This window comes from Streptococcus sp. S5, from assembly GCF_034134805.1.
In the GTDB taxonomy this organism is placed as follows: Bacteria; Bacillota; Bacilli; order Lactobacillales; family Streptococcaceae; genus Streptococcus; species Streptococcus lingualis.
Map to the genome: position 1 here is coordinate 472,456 of NZ_CP139419.1, position 19,996 is coordinate 492,451.

Consider the following 19,996-nt stretch of genomic DNA (forward strand, 5'->3'; position numbering starts at 1 on the left):
GCATGGAAGGAAATGTGAACTGTATCCCGCTTGGGATCCTAGGATTGATAGTGGTGATTTGGGCAACCAAATTTCTTACAGCCATCCGCCTCAAGCAAAAGCTGAAGAAGGCTTGGGATGGGGCGCCTTTCTTTCGCAAGAAAGACACAGAAGAAAGTTTGATAGATAGTCTGACTTATCCAGCTAAGGGAAGGACGATCGATAGCCAAGTGGATGATCAGACCTGGCATGATTTGGCTTTGGATGCGGTCTTTGATCAGCTCAACTATACCCAATCGAGCCTTGGAGCAGAGGCTCTCTATCAAAAAATGCGCCTGCTGGAATTCCAGCCTCAGGACCAGCTTCATGACTTAGAAGCCTTCTTTGAAGAGCATCCTGATTTGCGCCTCAAGGTCCAGGTCATTTTCAACCAACTGGGCAAGAAGAACCACAACATGGCGCGGAGCATTGTCGCAAATCCCGGCAAGCATTATGCAGGTTTACCCCTCTATCTAGCCTTGGCCTGTCTTCCTATTGTCTGTCTCTTTGCCATCCCCTTTGAGCCAGTCGGTGCCATTACCCTCTTGGTTATCAGTGTGGTCTTTAATATTGTCTTTTCGAGTTTGCGCAATTGGTCCAATAAAATCCGTCTGGACAATGTTAGCTATTTGGTCCGCATCTTTGCTTCGGCAGAACGCTTGAGCCATCTAGCCTTGCCACAACAAGAAGAATTGAAGCAAGCGGTCAAACCCTTTAAGAAAACGCGGATCCTTGCCAGTGTCTTGCAGAGTCCAACGGGGACTTCGGAAATGGAAATTATTCTCCTCTACCTCAACGTCCTCTTTTTACTCCCGCAGATCGCTCAGGTTTATATTTACAATCAGGTGAAGGCTCATCAAAAAGAGGCCCAGAAGCTTCTGGATCTCCTTGGAGAGATGGAAGTCGCCATTAGTCTCTTGCGCCATAAGCGGGATCTAGAAGTGGTCTGTGAGCCGGTCTTTATGGAGACAGGTGGCATTGAGGGCGAGACGCTCTATCATCCTTTGCTGTCCAATCCGATTGCGAATGATGTGCATTTTCAGAAAAATATGGTCATCAGTGGGGACAATGCCTCCGGGAAATCGACCTACCTTAAAACTGTCGCCATCAATGCTATTCTGGCTCAAGGATTAGGCTTTGCCTATGGAGAAAAATTAGCCCTTCCCTATGGTCATGTGCTAACGGCTATGGATGTGAGCGATGACATTGAAGTTGGAGATAGTTACTTCATCACTGAAAGTAAAGCTATTTTACGTATGATTCAGCATCTGAAGAAGTCTGGCTTTCACTACTTCTTTATTGACGAGCTCTTTAAGGGGACCAATACCATCGAGCGGATCGGATCAGGTCTTGGGATTGTCCGCTGGTTGGCTGCCCAAAACTGCCTCTACATGATTTCCAGTCACGATATTGAGCTGGTCGCAGCTTCTGGTAAGGTCAATGATAATTACCATTTTGACAGTCGCTATGTGGATGGCAAGATTGTCTTTGACTACCAGATCAAGCCAGGATCAGCAGTAACCAAGAATGCGGTCAATACTCTAGAAAGCCTGCATTATCCAGAGGAGATTACGCAAACAGCCAAGGACTTGATTGACCAGTATGAAGAGACGGGACACTGGTTTTTGAAAGAAATTGAAAAAGAATGAAAATGAACGAAGGAATTTGTAAATGATCGGTTTAGGAACCTTCTATAATGCCTTAGGAGTTGTATTTGGTGGGCTTTTAGGACTGCTCATCGGCCAACGTTTGTCAGAAGATTTTCATGAGACTCTTCTGAAAGTGACAGGAGTTGCTGTCTTTGTCTTGGGCATCGCGGGGACCTTGGAAAAGATGCTGGTGGTGCATGGAAGTCATGTGGAAAGTCACGGCAGTATGATGTTGATTCTGAGTCTAGTGCTTGGGACGGTGCTTGGAGAGCTTTTGAAGATTGAAGAGGGCTTGGAGCACCTCGGGACATGGCTGAAGGAAAAGACGGGCAATCAAGGTGATACCAGCTTTGTCGATGCCTTTATGACCACGGCCCTGACCATCTGTATCGGAGCTATGGCGGTGGTCGGAGCTATCCAGGATGGCTTGACAGGTGACACTTCGACCTTGTTGGCTAAGGCTATTCTGGATATGGTCATCGTTTTAGTTTTGACCGTTTCGAAAGGAAAGGGTGCGATCTTTGCGGTAGTCCCACTCATGATCCTTCAGGGCTTGATCACGCTTTTGGCCCATTTGATCGCACCGATCATGACCCCACAAGCTCTTTCGAATCTCTCACTGGTTGGCTCCAGTCTCATTCTCTGTGTTGGGATCAACCTCATCTGGGGCAAACGAATCAAGGTCGCCAACCTCCTTCCAGCAGTGTTGATTGCCATTATTTGGGCTTTTGTTGGGTAAAAAAGAGAAGCTAACCGGTAAGGATAGGTTAGCTTTTTTGATTGTCCTTGTAGTCTTGTTAGAAAAATGAAGATGCTCCGATTAGAAAAATGAAGATGCTCCGAAAAGGAGGGAGTTTTCTTTTTGCAAATATGGGAATTCATTTATGTAAAACCTGATTTTTGGTATGATAGTCGTAATTTCGAATAGGGAGGTTGGGGTCGCCATGAGTGATTTGAATCAGACAGTTGAATTTATTAAAGAAATCGAGAAATTAAAGTCAGTAACAAGGTTTAATAGAACTCTTGATGGACGGTTTGAAAATAGTGCCGAGCATTCCTGGCAGGGTGCGATAGCTGCGATGGTTTTGCAAGATTATTATCCTGAAAAATTGAATATGGAAAAGGTCATGTTTCTGTTATTGATTCATGATTTAGGTGAGATTTATGCCGGAGATACTTGGGTGTTTGATGATGAAAAAAAGGTTCATGCTCATGATAGAGAGCTAGCATCTATAGAAAAAACAATGAGCCTCCTTCCAGAAGCAACCTATTTGAATATGAAAAATTTGTGGTTGGAGTTTGAAAAAGGACAGAGTCCTGAGGCAAGATATGCAAGAGTGATTGACGCTTTGGTACCACTGATCAATCACTTGGAAGTGTCAGAAGTAAATTATAATCCCGATCATATCCGTTCAGAGATGGTATTAGAAAAGAAAAAATTTATAAAAAATGAGTCCAAAGCGTTATGGAAACTGACGGAAGAGTTGGTTCAGGAAAGTGTAGAAAAGGGATTATATTTATGATATCACTTGGTCTTTAGTAGCAACTTTCAGACTAAAAGTAAACCACCTGTTTTCACGGGTGGTTTTGACTTGCTTGATCTGTGGTATAATGGGAACAGATAGTTTGCACCCTATGAAAGGGAAAAGGTTAGATTGTATGATTAAGTTGATTGCAACAGATATGGATGGAACCTTATTAGATGAGCGAGGAGAGGTGGATCTTCCGCGTCTGGAAAGGATGTTGGACCACTTGGATCAAAAAGGGATTCGCTTTGTCATTGCGACGGGAAATGAAATCCATCGCATGCACCAGCTCTTGGGTCCTTTGGTCAAGCGGGTGACCCTGGTCGTAGCCAATGGAGCTCGGATTTTTGAGGATGATCAGATGATTCTTGGGAAATTCTGGGATCGAGAGCTAGTAGAGGCGGTTCTTGCTTATTTTAAGGGGCGGGAAATCTCAGACCAGCTGGTTGTGTCAGCTGTCAATGGTGGCTTTGTCAAGGAAGGAACGGTCTTTACAGAGGTTGAGAAATTCATGCAGCCGGAAGTGATTGAAGACTTGTACAAGCGGATGAAGTTTGTTCCGGAATTGACAGCAGATCTATTTGATCAGGTGCTTAAAATGAGCTTGGTGGTTGGCTTGGATCGTCTCGATCAAGTGAGCCAAGAAGTCCAGCGGGCTTTTGGAGATCAGCTCATGGCGGTTTCGAGCGGTTTTGGCAGCATGGATCTCTTACAAGCAGGCATTCACAAGGCTTGGGGTCTGGCTCAATTAATGGAGATGTGGCAGCTTGATGCCAGCCAGGTCATGGCCTTTGGGGATAGCGGAAACGACATCGAAATGCTTGAAATGGCAGGTCACTCCTATGCTGTGGCCAATGCAGAAGCAGGAGTCAAGGCTGTTGCCAAACACCTAGCACCGAGCCATCAGGAAGGTGGTGTCTACCAGGTGATCGAAGAGTATCTAGGATTGCCCCCCTGGGAACAAGTGAAAGAAAAGAATTAGATGGCGGTACAACTGTTAGAAGACTGGCTCATAAAGGAGCAGGAGAAGATCGTAACAACCTATCGGGAACTCAATCAAGCCCCTCTGAAGGAGCCTGGTTTGATCTTTATCGGAGATTCCATCGTGGAGTATTTCCCCATTCATGAACTATTACAAAGTCCGAAGCACATGGTCAATCGGGGAGTGCGAGGCTATAAGACAGATCTCCTTCGTGAACATCTAGACGCCCATGTCTTTGGAACGGCGGTGGATCAGATCTTTCTCTTGATCGGGACCAATGATATCGGAAAAGAAATTCCTCAAAAGGAAACCCTAGACAATGTAGAAGCGGTCTTACAAGCAATTATGCGGGATTTTCCGCTAACTCACATCAACCTGATCTCGGTTCTACCGGTGAGTCAAGAAGAGCGCTACAAGCAAAAGGTCTATGTGCGGACCAATGAAAAAATTCAATCCCTTAACCAGGCCTATCGCGAATTGGCCCAAGCCTACCACCAGGTCAGCTATATTGATGTGTATTCGTCTTTATTGGATGAAAAGAGGCAGTTAGCAGAAGCCTATACGACAGATGGTCTCCATTTAAGTGTGGCTGGTTACCGAGTTCTAGCCCAAGCTCTGCAGGAGACATTGTAGAGACAAAATAGGGAGCGAAAAAGCCCAACTAGACAAATCTTCAAAGAAAAATTTCAGATTGAAGATAAAGTCTTCTTAAAAACTTTCCTTAGGTGAGTACGGACGTCAGCGAACTTCTTTGAAGTTCCATGACTTAGTTTTGGACCTAAGGTTCCAAAACTCCCGAGTGCTAGAAACAATAGTGTTTCTAGCACTTTTCTCACGGCGGAAAGTTTCAGGAAATATTTGAATGGTTCTTATAATTGAAATCAATTCTATTTCTTTTTAGATTTCTTTAGATGATTTTTTGTAAAAACAGATTGTCTACCTTCCTCTATTTCCAAGAGGAAATTTTTTTGTCTTTTTGGTTGACAAATGTAAATCTTAGGAGTAGAATAGCATCATAAGATTTACAAATGTAGATTTAGAAAGGAGAAGCCATGCAAATTTCCAATGCGGAATGGCGCATCATGAAAATTATCTGGATGGAAGGCAAGCAGACCAGCAGGGATTTGATCGCCGTCTTGTCCGAGCGCTTTGACTGGTCGAAGTCGACCATCAAGACCCTCTTGACGCGCTTGGTGGAGAAAGGCTGTCTGACCAGAGAAAAATCTGGCAAAGCCTTTGTCTACTCGGCTTTGTTGAAGCAGGACCAAAGTTTAGACTTGGTGGTTGAGGATGTGAAAGACAAGGTTTGCTCAAAAAGAATTGTCCAGGTGCTTGAAAACTTGATTCAGGAGAGTGACTTTACGCTTGCAGATCTTAATCAGCTGCAGCAGGTCCTGGAAGAAAAGAAAGCTGAGGCTGTCGAAACAGTCCCTTGCAATTGTATGTAATAGAAAGAAGGAATTTCCATGTTTGGATTGTTAATTAGTATTGTTTGTTTACTTGGGGTTGCTTTTATTGCTTGGTGGTTCTTTGCAGAGCATGAAAAGGTAAGCGGCCACGCTCGTCAGAAATCAGGTTATCAAGAAATTGAAGTCGAAGTCATGGGGGGGTATTCGCCTGAAACCATTGTCCTGAAAAAGAATGTTCCTGCCCGGATTATCTTTAATCGCAAGGATCCATCTTCATGTCTGGCTCAAGTGATCTTTCCAGATTTTGGCGTTCATGAAGATTTGCCTTTAGGTGAAAAACATGTCATTGAAATTACGCCAGAAAAAGCGGGCGAATATGGGTTTTCATGTGGAATGAACATGATGCATGGTCAAATGATTGTGGAATAAAGGAGTAGGTATGGTAGAAAAACAAAAAGCAGTTGTGGAAAACGGAGTGCAAAAGATCCGTATTACAGCAGAAAAGGGCTATAGTCCCAAAGAATTTCAACTTCAAAAAGGGATCCCTGCTGAAATCACCTTCCATCGGGTCAATCCTTCCGGCTGTTATAAGGAAATTTTGTTTGAAGATCAGGGGATTTTAGAGCCTTTGGAAGTCGGTGTGGATAAGGTGATATCCTTTACCCCGACAGAAACAGGGGACTTTGAGTTTTCATGTGGAATGAAGATGCAAAAGGGTTCCTACACGGTTGTGGAAAAACGCCGTCGTGTCTTAAGTTTACGGGATCGCTTTTGGATTACTAGTATCTTTACCCTTCCTTTATTAATCTTGATGATCGGGATGTGGGCAGGATTTGTCTCCCATCCAGTCAATCGCTGGGGAAACTTTCTAGCGACAACGCCGATCATGTTGGTAGCAGGAGTTCCTTTTATCAAGAGTGCCTGGGCCTCATTTAAGAAGCACCATTCCAATATGGATACCTTGGTAGCTCTTGGAACCCTGGTAGCCTATGTCTATAGTGTATTTGCCCTTTTTACTGGTCAGCCAGTATACTTTGAGGCTGCGGGTTTTATCATCTTCTTTATCCTCTTAGGGCAAATCTTTGAAGAACGGATGCGTAACAATGCCTCCGAGGCTGTGGAAAAATTGTTGGATTTGCAGGCAAAAACGGCTCAAGTTCTCCGTGATGGGAACTATGTCGAGGTGGCGGCAGAAGATATCCAAATTGGTGACTTGATTCGGGTCCGTCCTGGGGAAAAGATCGCAGTTGATGGGACGATTGTAGAAGGAAGTACGACCATTGATGAGTCGATGGTGACAGGTGAAAGCTTGCCTGTGGAAAAATCAGTTGGTGATGCAGTGATCGGCTCCACTATCAACAGCAATGGGACCATTCTCTTTAAGGCTGAAAAAGTCGGTAGTGAGACCCTCTTATCTCAAATTGTGGACTTTGTCAAAATGGCCCAATCCAGTCGTGCTCCTATTCAAGATTTGACGGATAAGATTTCAGGTATCTTTGTTCCAGTGGTGACGATTTTGGCCATTGCGACTTTCTGGGTTTGGTCCGTGCTTCTGGGCGCGTCGCTTCAAGAGGCCATGCTCTATGCAGTCTCTGTCCTCATTATTGCCTGTCCTTGTGCCCTTGGTTTAGCAACCCCAACAGCCCTGATGGTCGGAACCGGCCGTAGTGCCAAGATGGGGGTTCTGATTAAAAATGGAACAGTTCTTCAAGAAGTGCAAAAGATTCAAACCGTTGTATTTGATAAGACAGGGACTATTACCATTGGCCAACCACTTGTAACCGATGTTGTAGGAGATGAAGCGCGTGTCTTGACACTGGCTGCTAGTCTTGAAACTTTTTCAGAACATCCACTAGCCCAAGCGGTGTTATCCCAAGCAGAAGAAAAAGGTTTGGTGTTATCCCCTGTGGAAAACTTCCAAGCGATTGAAGGAAAAGGGGTCCAAGGTCAGATCGACCAGCAGTTGGTGACCTTGGGAAATGGCAAACTTCATGACGGGACAGCGATGGATCCGGAGCTTGAAAAACGGATGGTAGAGTTGCAAGAGCAGGCCAAAACAGTGATCAGTTTGTCTGTGGATGGGCAAGTGATTGGCTTGATTGCCATTCAAGATGCTCCGAAGGCCAGCTCAAAAGAAGCGATCAAAAAGCTCAAAGAACGGGGCTTGAAAACGGTCATGTTAACGGGTGATAATGAACGGGTGGCCCAAGCTATTGCTAAGCAAGTGGGAATTGACACCGTCATTGCTGATGTCCTTCCTCAAGAAAAAGCTAGCGCCATCCAAAAACTGCAAGAAGATAGCAAGGTCGCCTTTGTTGGAGATGGGATCAATGATGCTCCAGCTCTTTCGATCGCCGATGTCGGAATTGCTATGGGATCTGGAACGGATATTGCGATCGAGTCCGGTGGCATCGTGCTCACGCAAAATGATTTGCTTGGCGTTGTGCGCGCCTTTGACATGAGTCAAAAGACCTTCCGCAGGATTTTACTCAATCTCTTCTGGGCCTCTATCTACAATCTCCTTGGGCTTCCAATTGCTGCTGGAGTCTTTGTAGGACTGGGATTGACCCTCAATCCAGAACTAGCAGGTCTTGCCATGGCCCTTAGTTCTTTGTCTGTTTTGATTAGCTCTCTGCTTCTCAATGTTGCGAAAATAGATTAACGAAAATAAGAAGTGGTACAGAATTCTGTATCACTCTTTTTCTCTTTTACCTAGAGCGACGAGGAAAAGAGGAGGTATCAAATTATAGTAAAATACCCTATTGTAGGATAGTTTGTGAAAATTTCTCAAAAAGAGCATCTGTTATGGAATAGGGATTGAGCATCTCTGAGCAGATCCTTATACATGTGAATCTCTTTGTGATAAATTAATACTGTAATCGTTTTGTAAATCGTTTTCATGAGAAAAGTCAGAAAAAACTCATTTTCAAGGCGAGATGATCGCAAAGATGAAGTAGAAGCGCTATGCTGCATTTTAAGGGATCAAAATAGAATTAAAGGAGAGTTAGAATGACTCAAGGGAAAATTACTGCATCTGCAGCAATGCTTAATGTATTGAAAACATGGGGCGTAGATACGATCTACGGTATCCCATCTGGAACACTTAGCTCACTTATGGACGCTTTGGCTGAAGACAAAGATATCCGTTTCTTGCAAGTTCGTCACGAAGAAACTGGTGCTCTTGCAGCGGTTATGCAAGCTAAATTTGGTGGCTCTATCGGGGTTGCAGTTGGTTCAGGTGGACCTGGTGCGACTCACTTGATCAATGGTGTTTACGATGCAGCTATGGATAACACTCCATTCCTTGCTATCCTTGGATCACGTCCAGTTAACGAATTGAACTTGGATGCCTTCCAAGAATTGAACCAAAACCCAATGTACAACGGTATCGCTGTTTACAACAAACGTGTAGCTTACGCAGAACAATTACCAAAAGTAATCGACGAAGCTTGCCGTGCTGCCGTTTCTAAAAAAGGTCCAGCCGTTGTTGAAATTCCAGTAAACTTTGGTTTCCAAGAAATCGACGAAAACTCTTACTACGGTTCAGGTTCTTACGAGCGTTCATTCATCGCTCCTGCTTTGAACGAAGTGGAGATCGACAAAGCGGTTGAAATCTTGAACAATGCGGAACGTCCAGTGATCTACGCTGGTTACGGTGGTGTGAAAGCTGGTGAAGTGATTACTGAATTGTCACGTAAAATCAAAGCCCCAATCATCACAACTGGTAAAAACTTCGAAGCGTTCGAATGGAACTACGAAGGTTTGACAGGTTCTGCTTACCGTGTTGGTTGGAAACCAGCCAACGAAGTTGTCTTTGAAGCAGACACAGTTCTTTTCCTTGGTTCAAACTTCCCATTTGCTGAAGTATACGAAGCATTCAAAAATACTGAAAAATTCATCCAAGTAGATATCGACCCTTACAAACTTGGTAAACGTCATGCCCTAGACGCTTCAATCCTTGGGGATGCAGGTCAAGCAGCCAAAGCAATCCTTGACAAAGTGAATCCAGTTGAATCTACTCCATGGTGGCGTGCAAACGTTAAGAATAACCAAAACTGGCGTGATTACATGAACAAACTCGAAGGTAAAACTGAGGGTGAATTGCAATTGTATCAAGTTTACAATGCAATCAACAAACATGCTGATCAAGATGCGATCTATTCAATCGACGTAGGTGACACTACTCAAACATCTACTCGTCACCTTCACATGACACCTAAGAACATGTGGCGTACATCTCCACTCTTTGCGACAATGGGTATTGCCCTTCCTGGTGGTATCGCTGCTAAGAAAGACAATCCAGATCGCCAAGTATGGAACATCATGGGTGACGGTGCATTCAACATGTGCTACCCAGACGTTATCACAAACGTTCAATACGACCTTCCAGTTATCAACGTTGTCTTCTCAAATGGTAAATATGCCTTCATCAAGGACAAATACGAAGACACAAACAAACACTTGTTTGGTTGTGACTTCCCTAATGCTGACTATGCGAAAATCGCTGAAGCTCAAGGAGCTATTGGATTTACAGTTGACCGTATCGAAGACATCGACGCAGTCGTTGCAGAAGCTGTTAAATTGAACAAAGAAGGTAAAACTGTTGTTATCGATGCTCGCATCACTCCACATCGTCCACTTCCAGTAGAAGTACTTGAGTTGGATCCAAAACAACACTCAGAAGAAGCGATCAAAGCCTTCAAGGAAAAATACGAAGCAGAAGAACTCGTACCATTCCGCCTCTTCTTGGAAGAAGAAGGGTTGCAATCACGCGCAATCAAATAATCCTGCTCGTCGAAAATCAAATGTAAATATTGTAGATTATTTTCTTTGATTTTGTGGAGATAAACTTGAAAAGATCGGAGCCATCCGGTCTTTTTATGGAGGATAGTAAATGAATTTAAATCAATTAGATATTATCGTTTCAGATGTTACCCAAGTTTGTGCTAGCTTGGAGCGTATTTTGGATAAAAAAGCCGATTATGTTGACGACAGTTTTGCTCAGTTCACGATTGGCAGTCACTGTCTCATGTTGTCTCAAAATCATTTGGTTCCTTTGGAAAACTTTCAGTCAGGAATCATTCTTCATATCGAGGTTGAAGATGTAGACCAGAACTACAAACGATTGAAAGAGCTTGGTATCCAGGTTTTAAACGGTCCAGTTGTAACCGATTGGGGAACCGAAAGCTTGCTAGTTGAAGGCCCAGCTGGCCTAGTGCTTGATTTTTATCGTATGAAGTAGGTAATTCTATTATCAAAAAATTTAAACGTTCTTGGAGTGGAACATAAAAAGATCGGAGTTATCCGGTCTTTTTATGTTCCCAAGTGTAGGAGTTACCTTAGAATAGGTTCAGTTTTTCATAGGATCTTGTAGGATTTTTTGGAAAGAGAAGGGTATAATAGAACTATCAAATCAAGTGAGGTGGGGAGATGACCGACAAACTTCAATTTCCAGATGGTTTCCTTTGGGGTGGAGCGACGGCTGCTAACCAGTGTGAGGGAGCTTATACTGAAGATGGCCGTGGCTTGGCCAATGTGGATGTGGTGCCGATTGGGCCTGATCGTCACGCCATTATTACGGGTCAGAAAAAGATGTTCGATTTTGAAGAGGGCTATTTTTATCCGGCTAAGGATGGCATTGATATGTACCATCGCTACAAGGAAGACATTGCCCTCTTTGGGGAAATGGGCTTTAAAACCTATCGTTTGTCCATTGCCTGGTCTCGGATTTTCCCAAAAGGAGATGAACTAGAGCCAAACGAAGCAGGTCTACAGTTCTATGAAAACCTCTTTAAGGAGTGCCATAAGTATGGCATTGAACCCTTGGTGACCATTACCCACTTTGACTGTCCCATGCATTTGATTACCGAGTATGGAGGTTGGCGCAGTCGTAAGATGTTGGAATGTTATGAACGTCTCTGCCGGACCCTCTTCACTCGCTACAAGGGCTTGGTCAAATACTGGCTAACCTTTAATGAGATCAATATGATCCTTCATGCGCCTTTTATGGGAGCAGGTCTCTGCTTTGAAGAAGGGGAGAATGAGGAGCAGGTCAAATACCAGGCGGCTCACCATGAGTTGGTCGCTTCAGCCATTGCTACCAAGCTAGCCCATGAGATTGATCCCAACAATAAGGTGGGCTGTATGTTGGCAGCTGGGCAAAACTATCCGCATACCTGTGCTCCGCGAGATGTCTGGGCTGGTCTAGAAGAAGACCGCAAGAACTATTTCTTTATCGATGTGCAGGCGCGTGGGGAATACCCTAACTATGCCAAGAAAGAGTGGGAGCGTCAGGGGATCACGGTCGAGATGACGGAACAGGACCTTCAATTGTTGAAAGACCATACAGTTGACTTTATTTCCTTCTCCTACTATGCCAGTCGGGTCGCTTCAGGGGATCCAGCTGAAAGGGAAAAAACAGCGGGCAATATCTTTGCCTCTCTGAAGAATCCCTACCTAGAAAGCTCAGAATGGGGTTGGCAGATTGACCCTCTTGGTCTCCGCATTACGCTGAACACCATCTGGGATCGTTATCAAAAACCTCTCTTTATCGTAGAAAATGGACTAGGTGCCGTTGATACCCCAAATGAAGCCGGGGAGATTGAGGATGACTACCGGATTGATTACCTGGCTGCCCACATCAAGGCCATGCGGGAGGCCATCCATGAAGATGGTGTTGTCCTCTGGGGCTATACGACTTTGGGCTGTATTGACCTCGTCTCTGCCGGGACAGGAGAAATGAAGAAGCGCTACGGTTTTATCTATGTCGACCGGGACAACGAAGGCAAGGGAAGCTTGGCCCGCTCACGTAAGAAATCCTTCTATTGGTACAAAGAAGTCATTGCGACCAATGGGGCTTCTGTTGAATAAAAGTTTTCGGTACTTGCTGGCCGACTTTCTCCTCTCAACGAAAAAGCTTAGAATCCCAACCACAAGCTGGGGTCCTAAGCTTTTTGTATGTAGTTTAGCCAAGTCATTACGGATTTACTGGTCGTAATCTAAGACATTGTTCTCGATGACAAACTTAGATTCAGCGGAAATGTTGGCTGCTCCTAGTTGCAACTGTGAACTTCCGTCTGGCTTCATGATGTGCCACTGACCGTCCTTGTGGGCAAAGATGGCCTCAAATGTGACGTTATTGCTCTTGTCTCGAATGGGTAGAACAAATGCTTGATCTGTATTCTCTAAAAGGATTTCTTCCTTTTTTTCAAAGTTATAGATATAAAATTGCCCAGTTCTTTGTCCCAAACCATGGACTTCATCGACTTTTTGCCAATTCTCAAACTTATTCCGAACAAGGGATTCATTATAAATCTTGTTGAAGGTTTCGTTGCGTTTCTTCGTTTCTTCCTCGTCTAGTGTTTTCTGAAACTCTGCAACCTTTTTAGTCGTTTGAATGGTTTGTCTGTTTTGCTCCCTGATTTGCTGGCGGTGGATGACTCGCATCATTCTTGCAGCAACGCCCAGGATGACAAGGATGGATACAAGACTGATTTTAGTTTTAGCATTATTTTTCATAGATGAGTCTCCCTATTGTGTCATTGGTCCTATTATACCCTTAGAAAGAAAGGATCGTCAAGTTCATCTTGTGATGACCTAACATGCAGATCTAGCTGGGGACTATAGGCTTTTAGTCAGATTTTCATTGACGAAGGAGCTTTTATTTGATAGGCTAGAGAAATAGAAATGATTTGGAGTTCAAAGGAAAAAGGAGCGAGGCAAGTGACACGGATTTTATTAATCGAGGATAATAATGATATCCAAGAAATTTTATACAGTCTCTTAAGTGAAGATCATGAGGTCCTTCAGGCTTTTTCAGGTACAGAAGGGCTGCGGCTCTTCCAGCAAGAAGCCGTTGATTTGGTCCTTCTGGATATCATGCTTCCAGGGAAAAATGGGGATCAGGTCCTTGAGGAGATCCGTTTGCAGAGTCAGACACCGGTTATCATGATGACCGCTCTGGGAGACAAACACCTCATTAGCCAGTATCTCCTTGCAGGTGCCAATGATTATATTGTCAAGCCCTTTAATCTGGACGAAGTGGCGGCTCGGGTGACGGTGCAGTTGAGAAATCAACCGACGGTAGCACAGGAATCTCAAGCGTCGCAAAAGCGATCCTTTAAGAATTTGGTCTTAAATCCAGAAACCTTTGAACTGGAGTCCGGCGAACAGACGCTTCGATTGGGCAAAAAAGAATTTCAAATTTTTGAGACCTTGCTGGCGCATCCAAAGAAGATTTTCACCAAAGAAGAATTGTATGAAGCTGTCTGGGAAGAAGTCTATCTGCCTGGAGACAATACCCTCAATGCCCAATTAAGCAATCTTCGAAAGAAAATTGCCCAGCTTGACCCAGATGAGGACTATATTGAAACGGTCTGGGGCTTGGGTGTTCGCTTGAAAGGAGACAAGTAATGTGGGTTTTAGTTCTAATTCTTGTCGTCCTTGTCCTTCTCTTGGGACTGGGCTACCTTCGCCTACTATCTGCTCTCAAAGATTTGCAGGAGCAGATTCAACAGAAGCTCCAAAATGGGAGTGGAGTACGGTTAACGTCATGTGTTTCAAAAAAAGAATTGGTCGCCTTGACCAAGCAGGTCAGTGATCTCTTTGATCAGATCGAGCGGACCAATCGGATTGCCTTTCAAGAGAAAAAGACCTTGGATATGGCCATTAGTAATATTGCCCACGATATCCGGACGCCTTTGACCATTGCATCGGGCTATACCCAACAAATCATCAAGGGTGGGACGCAGGAAGAGGAAAAGCTGAAGAAAATTGCTTCCAATCTTCAAGTCGTCTCAAAACGTTTGGAATCTCTCTTGGAATACAGACGCTTGATGGAGGGAGCCATTCAGCCTCGGATTTCAGACGTCGATCTCAGCCAAGTCCTGACTCAGCAGTTGTTCCAGTATTATGACAGCCTGTCTGAGGCGGGGATTGCCTTAGAGGTAGAGCTAGAAGAGCATCTTCATTATGCTACCGATCCTGAGCTCTGGGAGCGCCTCTTGCAAAATATGCTCAGCAATGTCCTCAAGCATGGGAAGGATCAGGCCCGCTTGACCTTGATGTCGGATGAGGACACGATTCGGGTCGAGCTGCGCAATATTGTGCAACAACCGATCCAGCACTTAGACCAGTTGGCTAGTCGCTTCTACTCAGAAAATCTATCGGATACAGAAGAATCATCTGGCTTGGGTCTCTATATCATTCAAAATTTTGTAGAGATCTTAGGGGGCGACTTGCAACTGGCAACAGAGGCAGATTGGTTTATCTTGACCATTACACTGAGAAAAAAGGCTTGACCACTCGTCAAGCCTTTTTGTTATAAATCTTTGTGTTTGAAAGTAGCGAGTCCTAGGAAGCCGAAAACAAGGATGAATCCAAGAGCAATCGAGAGAGTGTTGTTCGTTGCTGTTGTGCTCTGTACCATGGAATATTGGAATTCCAAGTTTAGATAGTGGAGAATATCAATATCTTTAAAGAAGAGCGCAGGCAGGCTTAAGAGGATATTTCCAATGAAGTAGCCAACGAAGGCTAGGGTGATGGATTGGCTAGCGTAAAGAAGGAAGGAAATGATGCTGACCCAAGCCAGGGTGGAAAGGAACTGAATCAGCACGGTCAGTCCAAAATGAGCAAGGAAGTGCTCTGGCATGGTTCCAAGCCCATTGTAGAGGGTCGCGATCAAGAAGACGAGACCATAAGAAACGAGAAATTGGAAGAGGGCAATGGTCAGGACAACGGCGCTTTTGGCAAAGTAGTAGCTGGTGCGCGAAACCCCATAGGCCAGATTATTCTTGTATAAGTTTTGCGTTAAGTCTGTTCCTAGAACCAAGGTGATGACAATAATGGTAAAGAGGATAGTCACACTGATGCTGGAAGAGTAGTTGGTCAAGGCTTTAAAGCCCGTCCAAACTTCGGTTGCTTGGGGTAATTTGGATTCCGTATTGACGCCGACGTGGCCGGTAGCTCCAAAGATGACTCCAGACAGGATGTTGAGAACGAGAATGGCTTCTGTAATCCAAAAGCCTTTGGAGCGAAAAAGTCTATAAAAATCTGCTTGAATGGTATGCAACATGATAAATCTCCTAAATGAAATATGTGGGATAAGTAATGCAAGACGGTGGGTTGACTAGTCTACCAAGTCCGTAAAGAATTTTTCCAGATCTTGGCGGGCATAGTAGATTTCATCCACGTCAATATCCTCTTGAACGAGGGATTTGACAATGACTTTAATATCGTGAGTCTGGCCGAAGATATGGATTTCTCCATCCTTATCGATGACTTTGATACGGTGATGGAGTTGATCCTGGATCAGTTGACTGGCAAGGGCTAGCTGGCTAGTCTTGAGGATGATGTAATCTTCTCCTTGTTCTTCGAATTCAGCCTTGCTAATTTCTTTAATCAGGCGTCCTTGGTCGACAATACCAAAACGATTGGCAACTAGATAAAGTTCGGACAGGATGTGACTGGAAATGAGGATGGTCATGCCGAGTTCATCGTTGAGGCGCTTGATCATCTGACGGAATTCCTTGATTCCGACAGGATCGAGACCATTGATGGGCTCATCCAAAATGAGGAAGTCGGGCTTGGCAATGAGCGCAATCGCAATTCCCAACCGTTGTTTCATTCCTAGTGAAAAGTCACGGAATTTCTTCTTACCCGTATTATTCAGGCCAACATAGTTCAGGGTTTCTTTGATGACCTGGTCGGGATTGGGGATATGGCGAGCCTTGCAATAGTAGACCAGATTTTGATAAGCGGTCATATGCTTGTGGGCCACGGGACTCTCAATGACGGAACCAACCCGTTTCAGGTCTTGGGTCCACTGGGAACGATTTGTAGAAGAAAAGAGAGAGACGCTTCCGTCAGTTTCTTGAATTAGCTGGGTGATGACCTTGATGAGGGTGGTTTTCCCTGCGCCATTTTTACCGATCAGGCCGTAGACGTCGCCTTTGCGAATGGTGAGATTCACATCATTTAAGGCATATTGATGACCAAATTTTTTACTCAAATGGGAAATTTCTAATACTTTTTCCATGGTTTTCTCCTTCGTCCAAATGACTAGTTGTTTTCTTTACACTCTTAGTATACAGCTTGCTTTTCAAATAACTATCAAGCAATTCTCAAATATTTCTAAAAAAACGACTAACTTTTAAAAAGTTAGCCGTGACTTTAAGACTAAGTTTTCTTAGAGGCTTTCCTTAGGTGAGTACGGACGTCAGCGAACTTCAAAGAAGTTCCATGACTTAGTTTTGAACCTAAAGTTTCAAAACTCCCGAGTGCTAGAAACAATCGTGTTTCAAGCACTTTTCTCACGGCGGAAAGTTTCAGTAGATGATTGAATAATTCTAACGAATAAAATTTTTCTATATTTAACGGAATTTATTAGATTTAAGAAAGCCAAATATTATATTTGGCAAAAGAGTATGCATTTTAACAGATCGGATTCGTCCGATCTGTTTTCTTGTATGAGTGTGGTAGATACCTTAGAATAGTATCAGTTTTTCCTAGGATGTTGTAAGATCTTCGGGTTGGAGAAGGGTATAATAGAACTATCAAATCAAGTGAGGTAGAGAGATGACCGATAAACTTCAATTTCCAGATGGTTTTCAGTGTGATGATGGCTTTTGAGCAGCGTTTCACTAAGGTAATGACGGCACTTTTGTGTTTTTCTCCCACAATTGTATCCCCTTCTAGATGGCCGAATTCCGTCTTAAAATCGGGATAACTGTTTGCTCTCTCATGCAAATCTCTACAAAGAGCTTGTTTTCCACGCGTTTCTTTCTGCCATACCTACTCCCTTATTCCACAATCGTGGTCAGGCAAGAGTCTAAGTCAACTTGATCTTCGAGGACAATACAATCTCAATATTCTTGGTTTTCGTGACTATGAAAATGCTCCTCTAGACGTTCAGTTTGGTCCAAATGACTTATTAAAACCTGATACCTATATCATGGAGGTGATTAACAACCAATATTTGGATTATCTAGCACGCCTCAATGATTAAAAGAGAAATGACTATTCTTTTTTCTAGTGACTATTGAGTCAATATAAGTATTTTATAAGAGGGATTTAAGAAAAATTTTAACTTTTTCTTAATCCTTTTTAATTATAGGAGATTATACTAGAGTCATCAAATAAAGAAAAGCTCTAAGGAGAATCCTATGAAATTCAATCCAAATCAAAGATATACTCGTTGGTCTATTCGCCGTCTTAGTGTCGGTGTTGCCTCAGTTGTTGTGGCTAGTGGCTTCTTTGTCCTAGTTGGTCAGCCAAGTTCTGTACGTGCCGATGTGGTCGATCAGACCCCTGCTCAAGTTGTGCCAGATGCTACTTCGGTGAGTGAAAAGAGTGACTTACCAGTAGAACTTCTCAAAGAAGCAGTCGATACAGCTCTTCCTTCAGAACAGGTAGACTCAACACCTAAAGCAAGCCTGGATGCTACAAGCTCTCCAGAAAAAGTGAATGTAGCTGATAAAGACCAAGTGGTACCGCCAAAAGAAGAAGTGCAAGCAAAACCAGAATCTGAGAAAGAAACAGAAGATGCGTTTAAACCTGTGACAAATCCTGCGCCTACAGTTTCTGGACAAGAGCGTGAAGCAAATGAAACTAAACCAGCAACCACCCCAGCTGAAGTGCAAAAGGGCGTGGCCGATAATACTAAAGACACAGTAGATGTTCCAGCTTCTTACTTGGACAAGGCTAATTTCCCTGGCCCATTCACAGCCGGAGTTAACCAAGTCATTCCATACGAATTCTTCGCTGGTGACGGTATGTTGACTCGTCTTATCTTGAAAGCCTTAGACCAGGCTCCATGGTCCGATAACGGATCAGCCAAAAATCCTGCTCTCCCACCAGTAGAGAAATTGGGCAAAGGTCTCTACTTCTATGAAGTGGATTTGGCAGGTACTCAAGGCAAATCTGATAAAGAGCTTCTTGACCTCTTGAAACAAAACGGAACTCAAAGTTATAAAGCTACTATCAAAGTCTACGGTGCAAAAAATGGCAAGGCAGACTTGAGCAATCTCGTAGCGACTAAAAATTTGGATGTCAATTTGAACGGCTTGACTACCCCAGCTGAAGTTCAAAAAGGCGTAGCCGACAATACTAAAGACACAGTAGATGTTCCAGCCACTTACTTGGATAAAGCGAACTTTCCAGGCCCATTCACAGCTGGTGTTAACCAAGTCATTCCATACGAATTCTTCGCTGGTGACGGTATGTTAACTCGTCTTATCTTGAAAGCATCCGACAAGGCTCCATGGTCAGACAATGGTTCAGCTAAAAATCTCGCCCTCCCACCAGTAGAGAAATTGGGCAAAGGTCTCTACTTCTATGAAGTGGATTTGGCAGGTACTCAAGGTAAATCAGATAAAGAGCTTCTTGACCTCTTGAAACAAAACGGCACTCAAAGCTATAAAGCTACTATCAAAGTGTACGGTGCAAAAAATGGCAAGGCGGATTTGAGCAACCTCGTAGCGACTAAGGATTTGGATGTCAATTTGAATGGCTTAACCACTCCAGCTGAAGTGCAAAAAGGTGTGGCTGACAATACCAAAGACACAGTGGATGTCCCAGCCACTTACTTGGATAAGGCCAAATTCCCTGGTCCATTCACAGCTGGGGTCAACCAAGTCATTCCATATGAATTCTTCGCTGGTGACGGTATGTTAACTCGTCTTATCTTGAAAGCATCCGACAAGGCTCCATGGTCAGACAATGGTTCAGCTAAAAATCCCGCCCTCCCACCAGTAGAGAAATTGGGCAAAGGTCTCTACTTCTATGAAGTGGATTTGGCAGGTACTCAAGGTAAATCAGATAAAGAGCTTCTTGACCTCTTGAAACAAAACGGCACTCAAAGCTATAAAGCTACTATCAAAGTGTACGGTGCAAAAAATGGCAAGGCGGATTTGAGCAACCTCGTAGCGACAAAAGATTTGGATGTCAATTTGAATGGCTTAACCACTCCAGCTGAAGTGCAAAAAGGTGTGGCTGACAATACCAAAGACACAGTGGATGTCCCAGCCACTTACTTGGACAAGGCCAACTTCCCTGGTCCATTCACAGCTGGGGTCAACCAAGTCATTCCATATGAATTCTTCGCTGGTGACGGTATGTTAACTCGCCTTATCTTGAAAGCATCCGACAAGGCTCCATGGTCAGACAATGGTTCAGCTAAAAATCCTGCCCTTCCACCAGTAGAAAAATTGGGCAAAGGCCTCTACTTCTACGAAGTAGATTTGGCCGGTACTCAAGGCAAATCAGATAAAGAGCTTCTAGACCTTTTGAAACAAAATGGTACGCAAAGCTATAAAGCTACTATCAAAGTCTACGGTGCAAAAGATGGCAAGGCAGACTTGAGCAATCTCGTAGCGACTAAGGATTTGACAGTGAACTTGAATGGACATCAGTCTC

General features: G+C 43.9%; 16 protein-coding genes and 3 pseudogenes. 15 read left to right on the plus strand and 4 right to left on the minus strand.

The annotated features are described in order from the left end of the window. Positions 1 to 2: 2 nt before the first annotated feature. From SM123_RS02190 to SM123_RS02240, 11 genes are all read left to right on the plus strand, one after another. On the plus strand, positions 3 to 1,667 hold the full coding sequence (locus SM123_RS02190) for a MutS-related protein (protein ID WP_320909731.1): 1,665 nt from the start codon (positions 3 to 5) through the stop codon (positions 1,665 to 1,667). Between the two features lie 22 nt (positions 1,668 to 1,689). Next, entirely contained in the window at positions 1,690 to 2,406 is a 717-nt protein-coding gene (locus SM123_RS02195; RefSeq protein ID WP_320909732.1) for a DUF554 domain-containing protein, read from the plus strand. A gap of 205 nt (positions 2,407 to 2,611) precedes the next feature. Beyond that, positions 2,612 to 3,190, plus strand: a complete 579-nt coding sequence (locus SM123_RS02200) for an HD domain-containing protein (protein WP_320909733.1) — start codon at positions 2,612 to 2,614, stop codon at positions 3,188 to 3,190. A 136-nt stretch (positions 3,191 to 3,326) separates the two neighbouring features. Continuing rightward, entirely contained in the window at positions 3,327 to 4,175 is an 849-nt protein-coding gene (locus tag SM123_RS02205; protein WP_320909734.1) for an HAD family hydrolase, read from the plus strand. Continuing rightward, a complete protein-coding gene (locus tag SM123_RS02210) occupies positions 4,176 to 4,808 on the plus strand; it encodes an SGNH/GDSL hydrolase family protein (RefSeq protein ID WP_070586870.1) in 633 nt (210 codons plus the stop codon). Positions 4,809 to 5,227: 419 nt separating this feature from the next. Beyond that, on the plus strand, positions 5,228 to 5,623 hold the full coding sequence (locus SM123_RS02215; RefSeq protein WP_045759854.1) for a CopY/TcrY family copper transport repressor: 396 nt from the start codon (positions 5,228 to 5,230) through the stop codon (positions 5,621 to 5,623). Positions 5,624 to 5,641: 18 nt separating this feature from the next. Beyond that, positions 5,642 to 6,013 carry a cupredoxin domain-containing protein gene (locus SM123_RS02220; protein ID WP_003013285.1) on the plus strand — a complete coding sequence of 124 codons (372 nt, stop codon included), beginning with the start codon at positions 5,642 to 5,644 and terminating at the stop codon, positions 6,011 to 6,013. A 10-nt stretch (positions 6,014 to 6,023) separates the two neighbouring features. After that, positions 6,024 to 8,246, plus strand: a complete 2,223-nt coding sequence (locus SM123_RS02225; protein ID WP_320909735.1) for a heavy metal translocating P-type ATPase — start codon at positions 6,024 to 6,026, stop codon at positions 8,244 to 8,246. 347 nt (positions 8,247 to 8,593) lie between these two features. Continuing rightward, on the plus strand, positions 8,594 to 10,369 hold the full coding sequence (spxB, locus tag SM123_RS02230) for a pyruvate oxidase (protein ID WP_155199853.1): 1,776 nt from the start codon (positions 8,594 to 8,596) through the stop codon (positions 10,367 to 10,369). A gap of 109 nt (positions 10,370 to 10,478) precedes the next feature. After that, positions 10,479 to 10,826, plus strand: a complete 348-nt coding sequence (locus SM123_RS02235; RefSeq protein ID WP_320909736.1) for a VOC family protein — start codon at positions 10,479 to 10,481, stop codon at positions 10,824 to 10,826. A 188-nt stretch (positions 10,827 to 11,014) separates the two neighbouring features. Continuing rightward, entirely contained in the window at positions 11,015 to 12,454 is a 1,440-nt protein-coding gene (locus SM123_RS02240) for a 6-phospho-beta-glucosidase (RefSeq protein ID WP_320909737.1), read from the plus strand. 114 nt (positions 12,455 to 12,568) lie between these two features. Here the strand turns inward: SM123_RS02240 and SM123_RS02245 are convergent, their stop codons facing one another. After that, positions 12,569 to 13,102 carry a hypothetical protein gene (locus tag SM123_RS02245; RefSeq protein ID WP_024055193.1) on the minus strand — a complete coding sequence of 178 codons (534 nt, stop codon included), beginning with the start codon at positions 13,100 to 13,102 and terminating at the stop codon, positions 12,569 to 12,571. Between the two features lie 204 nt (positions 13,103 to 13,306). On the opposite strand from SM123_RS02245, the gene SM123_RS02250 reads away from it, so the two are divergent. Next, on the plus strand, positions 13,307 to 13,996 hold the full coding sequence (locus SM123_RS02250) for a response regulator transcription factor (protein WP_070586883.1): 690 nt from the start codon (positions 13,307 to 13,309) through the stop codon (positions 13,994 to 13,996). Next, entirely contained in the window at positions 13,996 to 14,883 is an 888-nt protein-coding gene (locus SM123_RS02255; protein ID WP_320909738.1) for a sensor histidine kinase, read from the plus strand. Before SM123_RS02250 ends, SM123_RS02255 begins: the two co-directional genes overlap by 1 nt. A 20-nt stretch (positions 14,884 to 14,903) precedes the next feature. On the opposite strand, the gene SM123_RS02260 is transcribed toward SM123_RS02255, so the two are convergent. The 3 genes and pseudogenes from SM123_RS02260 to SM123_RS02270 all read right to left on the minus strand — a co-directional run. Then, positions 14,904 to 15,656, minus strand: a complete 753-nt coding sequence (locus SM123_RS02260) for an ABC transporter permease (RefSeq protein WP_048716360.1) — start codon at positions 15,654 to 15,656, stop codon at positions 14,904 to 14,906. Positions 15,657 to 15,710: 54 nt separating this feature from the next. Beyond that, the gene (locus tag SM123_RS02265; RefSeq protein WP_320909739.1) at positions 15,711 to 16,619 is read right to left on the minus strand and encodes an ABC transporter ATP-binding protein; all 909 of its coding nucleotides are present in this window, start codon (positions 16,617 to 16,619) and stop codon (positions 15,711 to 15,713) included. Positions 16,620 to 17,188: 569 nt separating this feature from the next. Then, positions 17,189 to 17,365 (minus strand): annotated as a pseudogene (locus tag SM123_RS02270) (IS30 family transposase); the annotation flags it as partial. 19 nt (positions 17,366 to 17,384) lie between these two features. Between SM123_RS02270 and SM123_RS02275 the strand changes: the two are divergent. Continuing rightward, positions 17,385 to 17,588: pseudogene (locus SM123_RS02275) on the plus strand (TrkA family potassium uptake protein); the annotation flags it as partial. A gap of 157 nt (positions 17,589 to 17,745) precedes the next feature. Further along, positions 17,746 to 19,993, plus strand: a pseudogene (locus SM123_RS02280) (SSURE domain-containing protein); the annotation flags it as partial. Positions 19,994 to 19,996 lie beyond the last annotated feature (3 nt).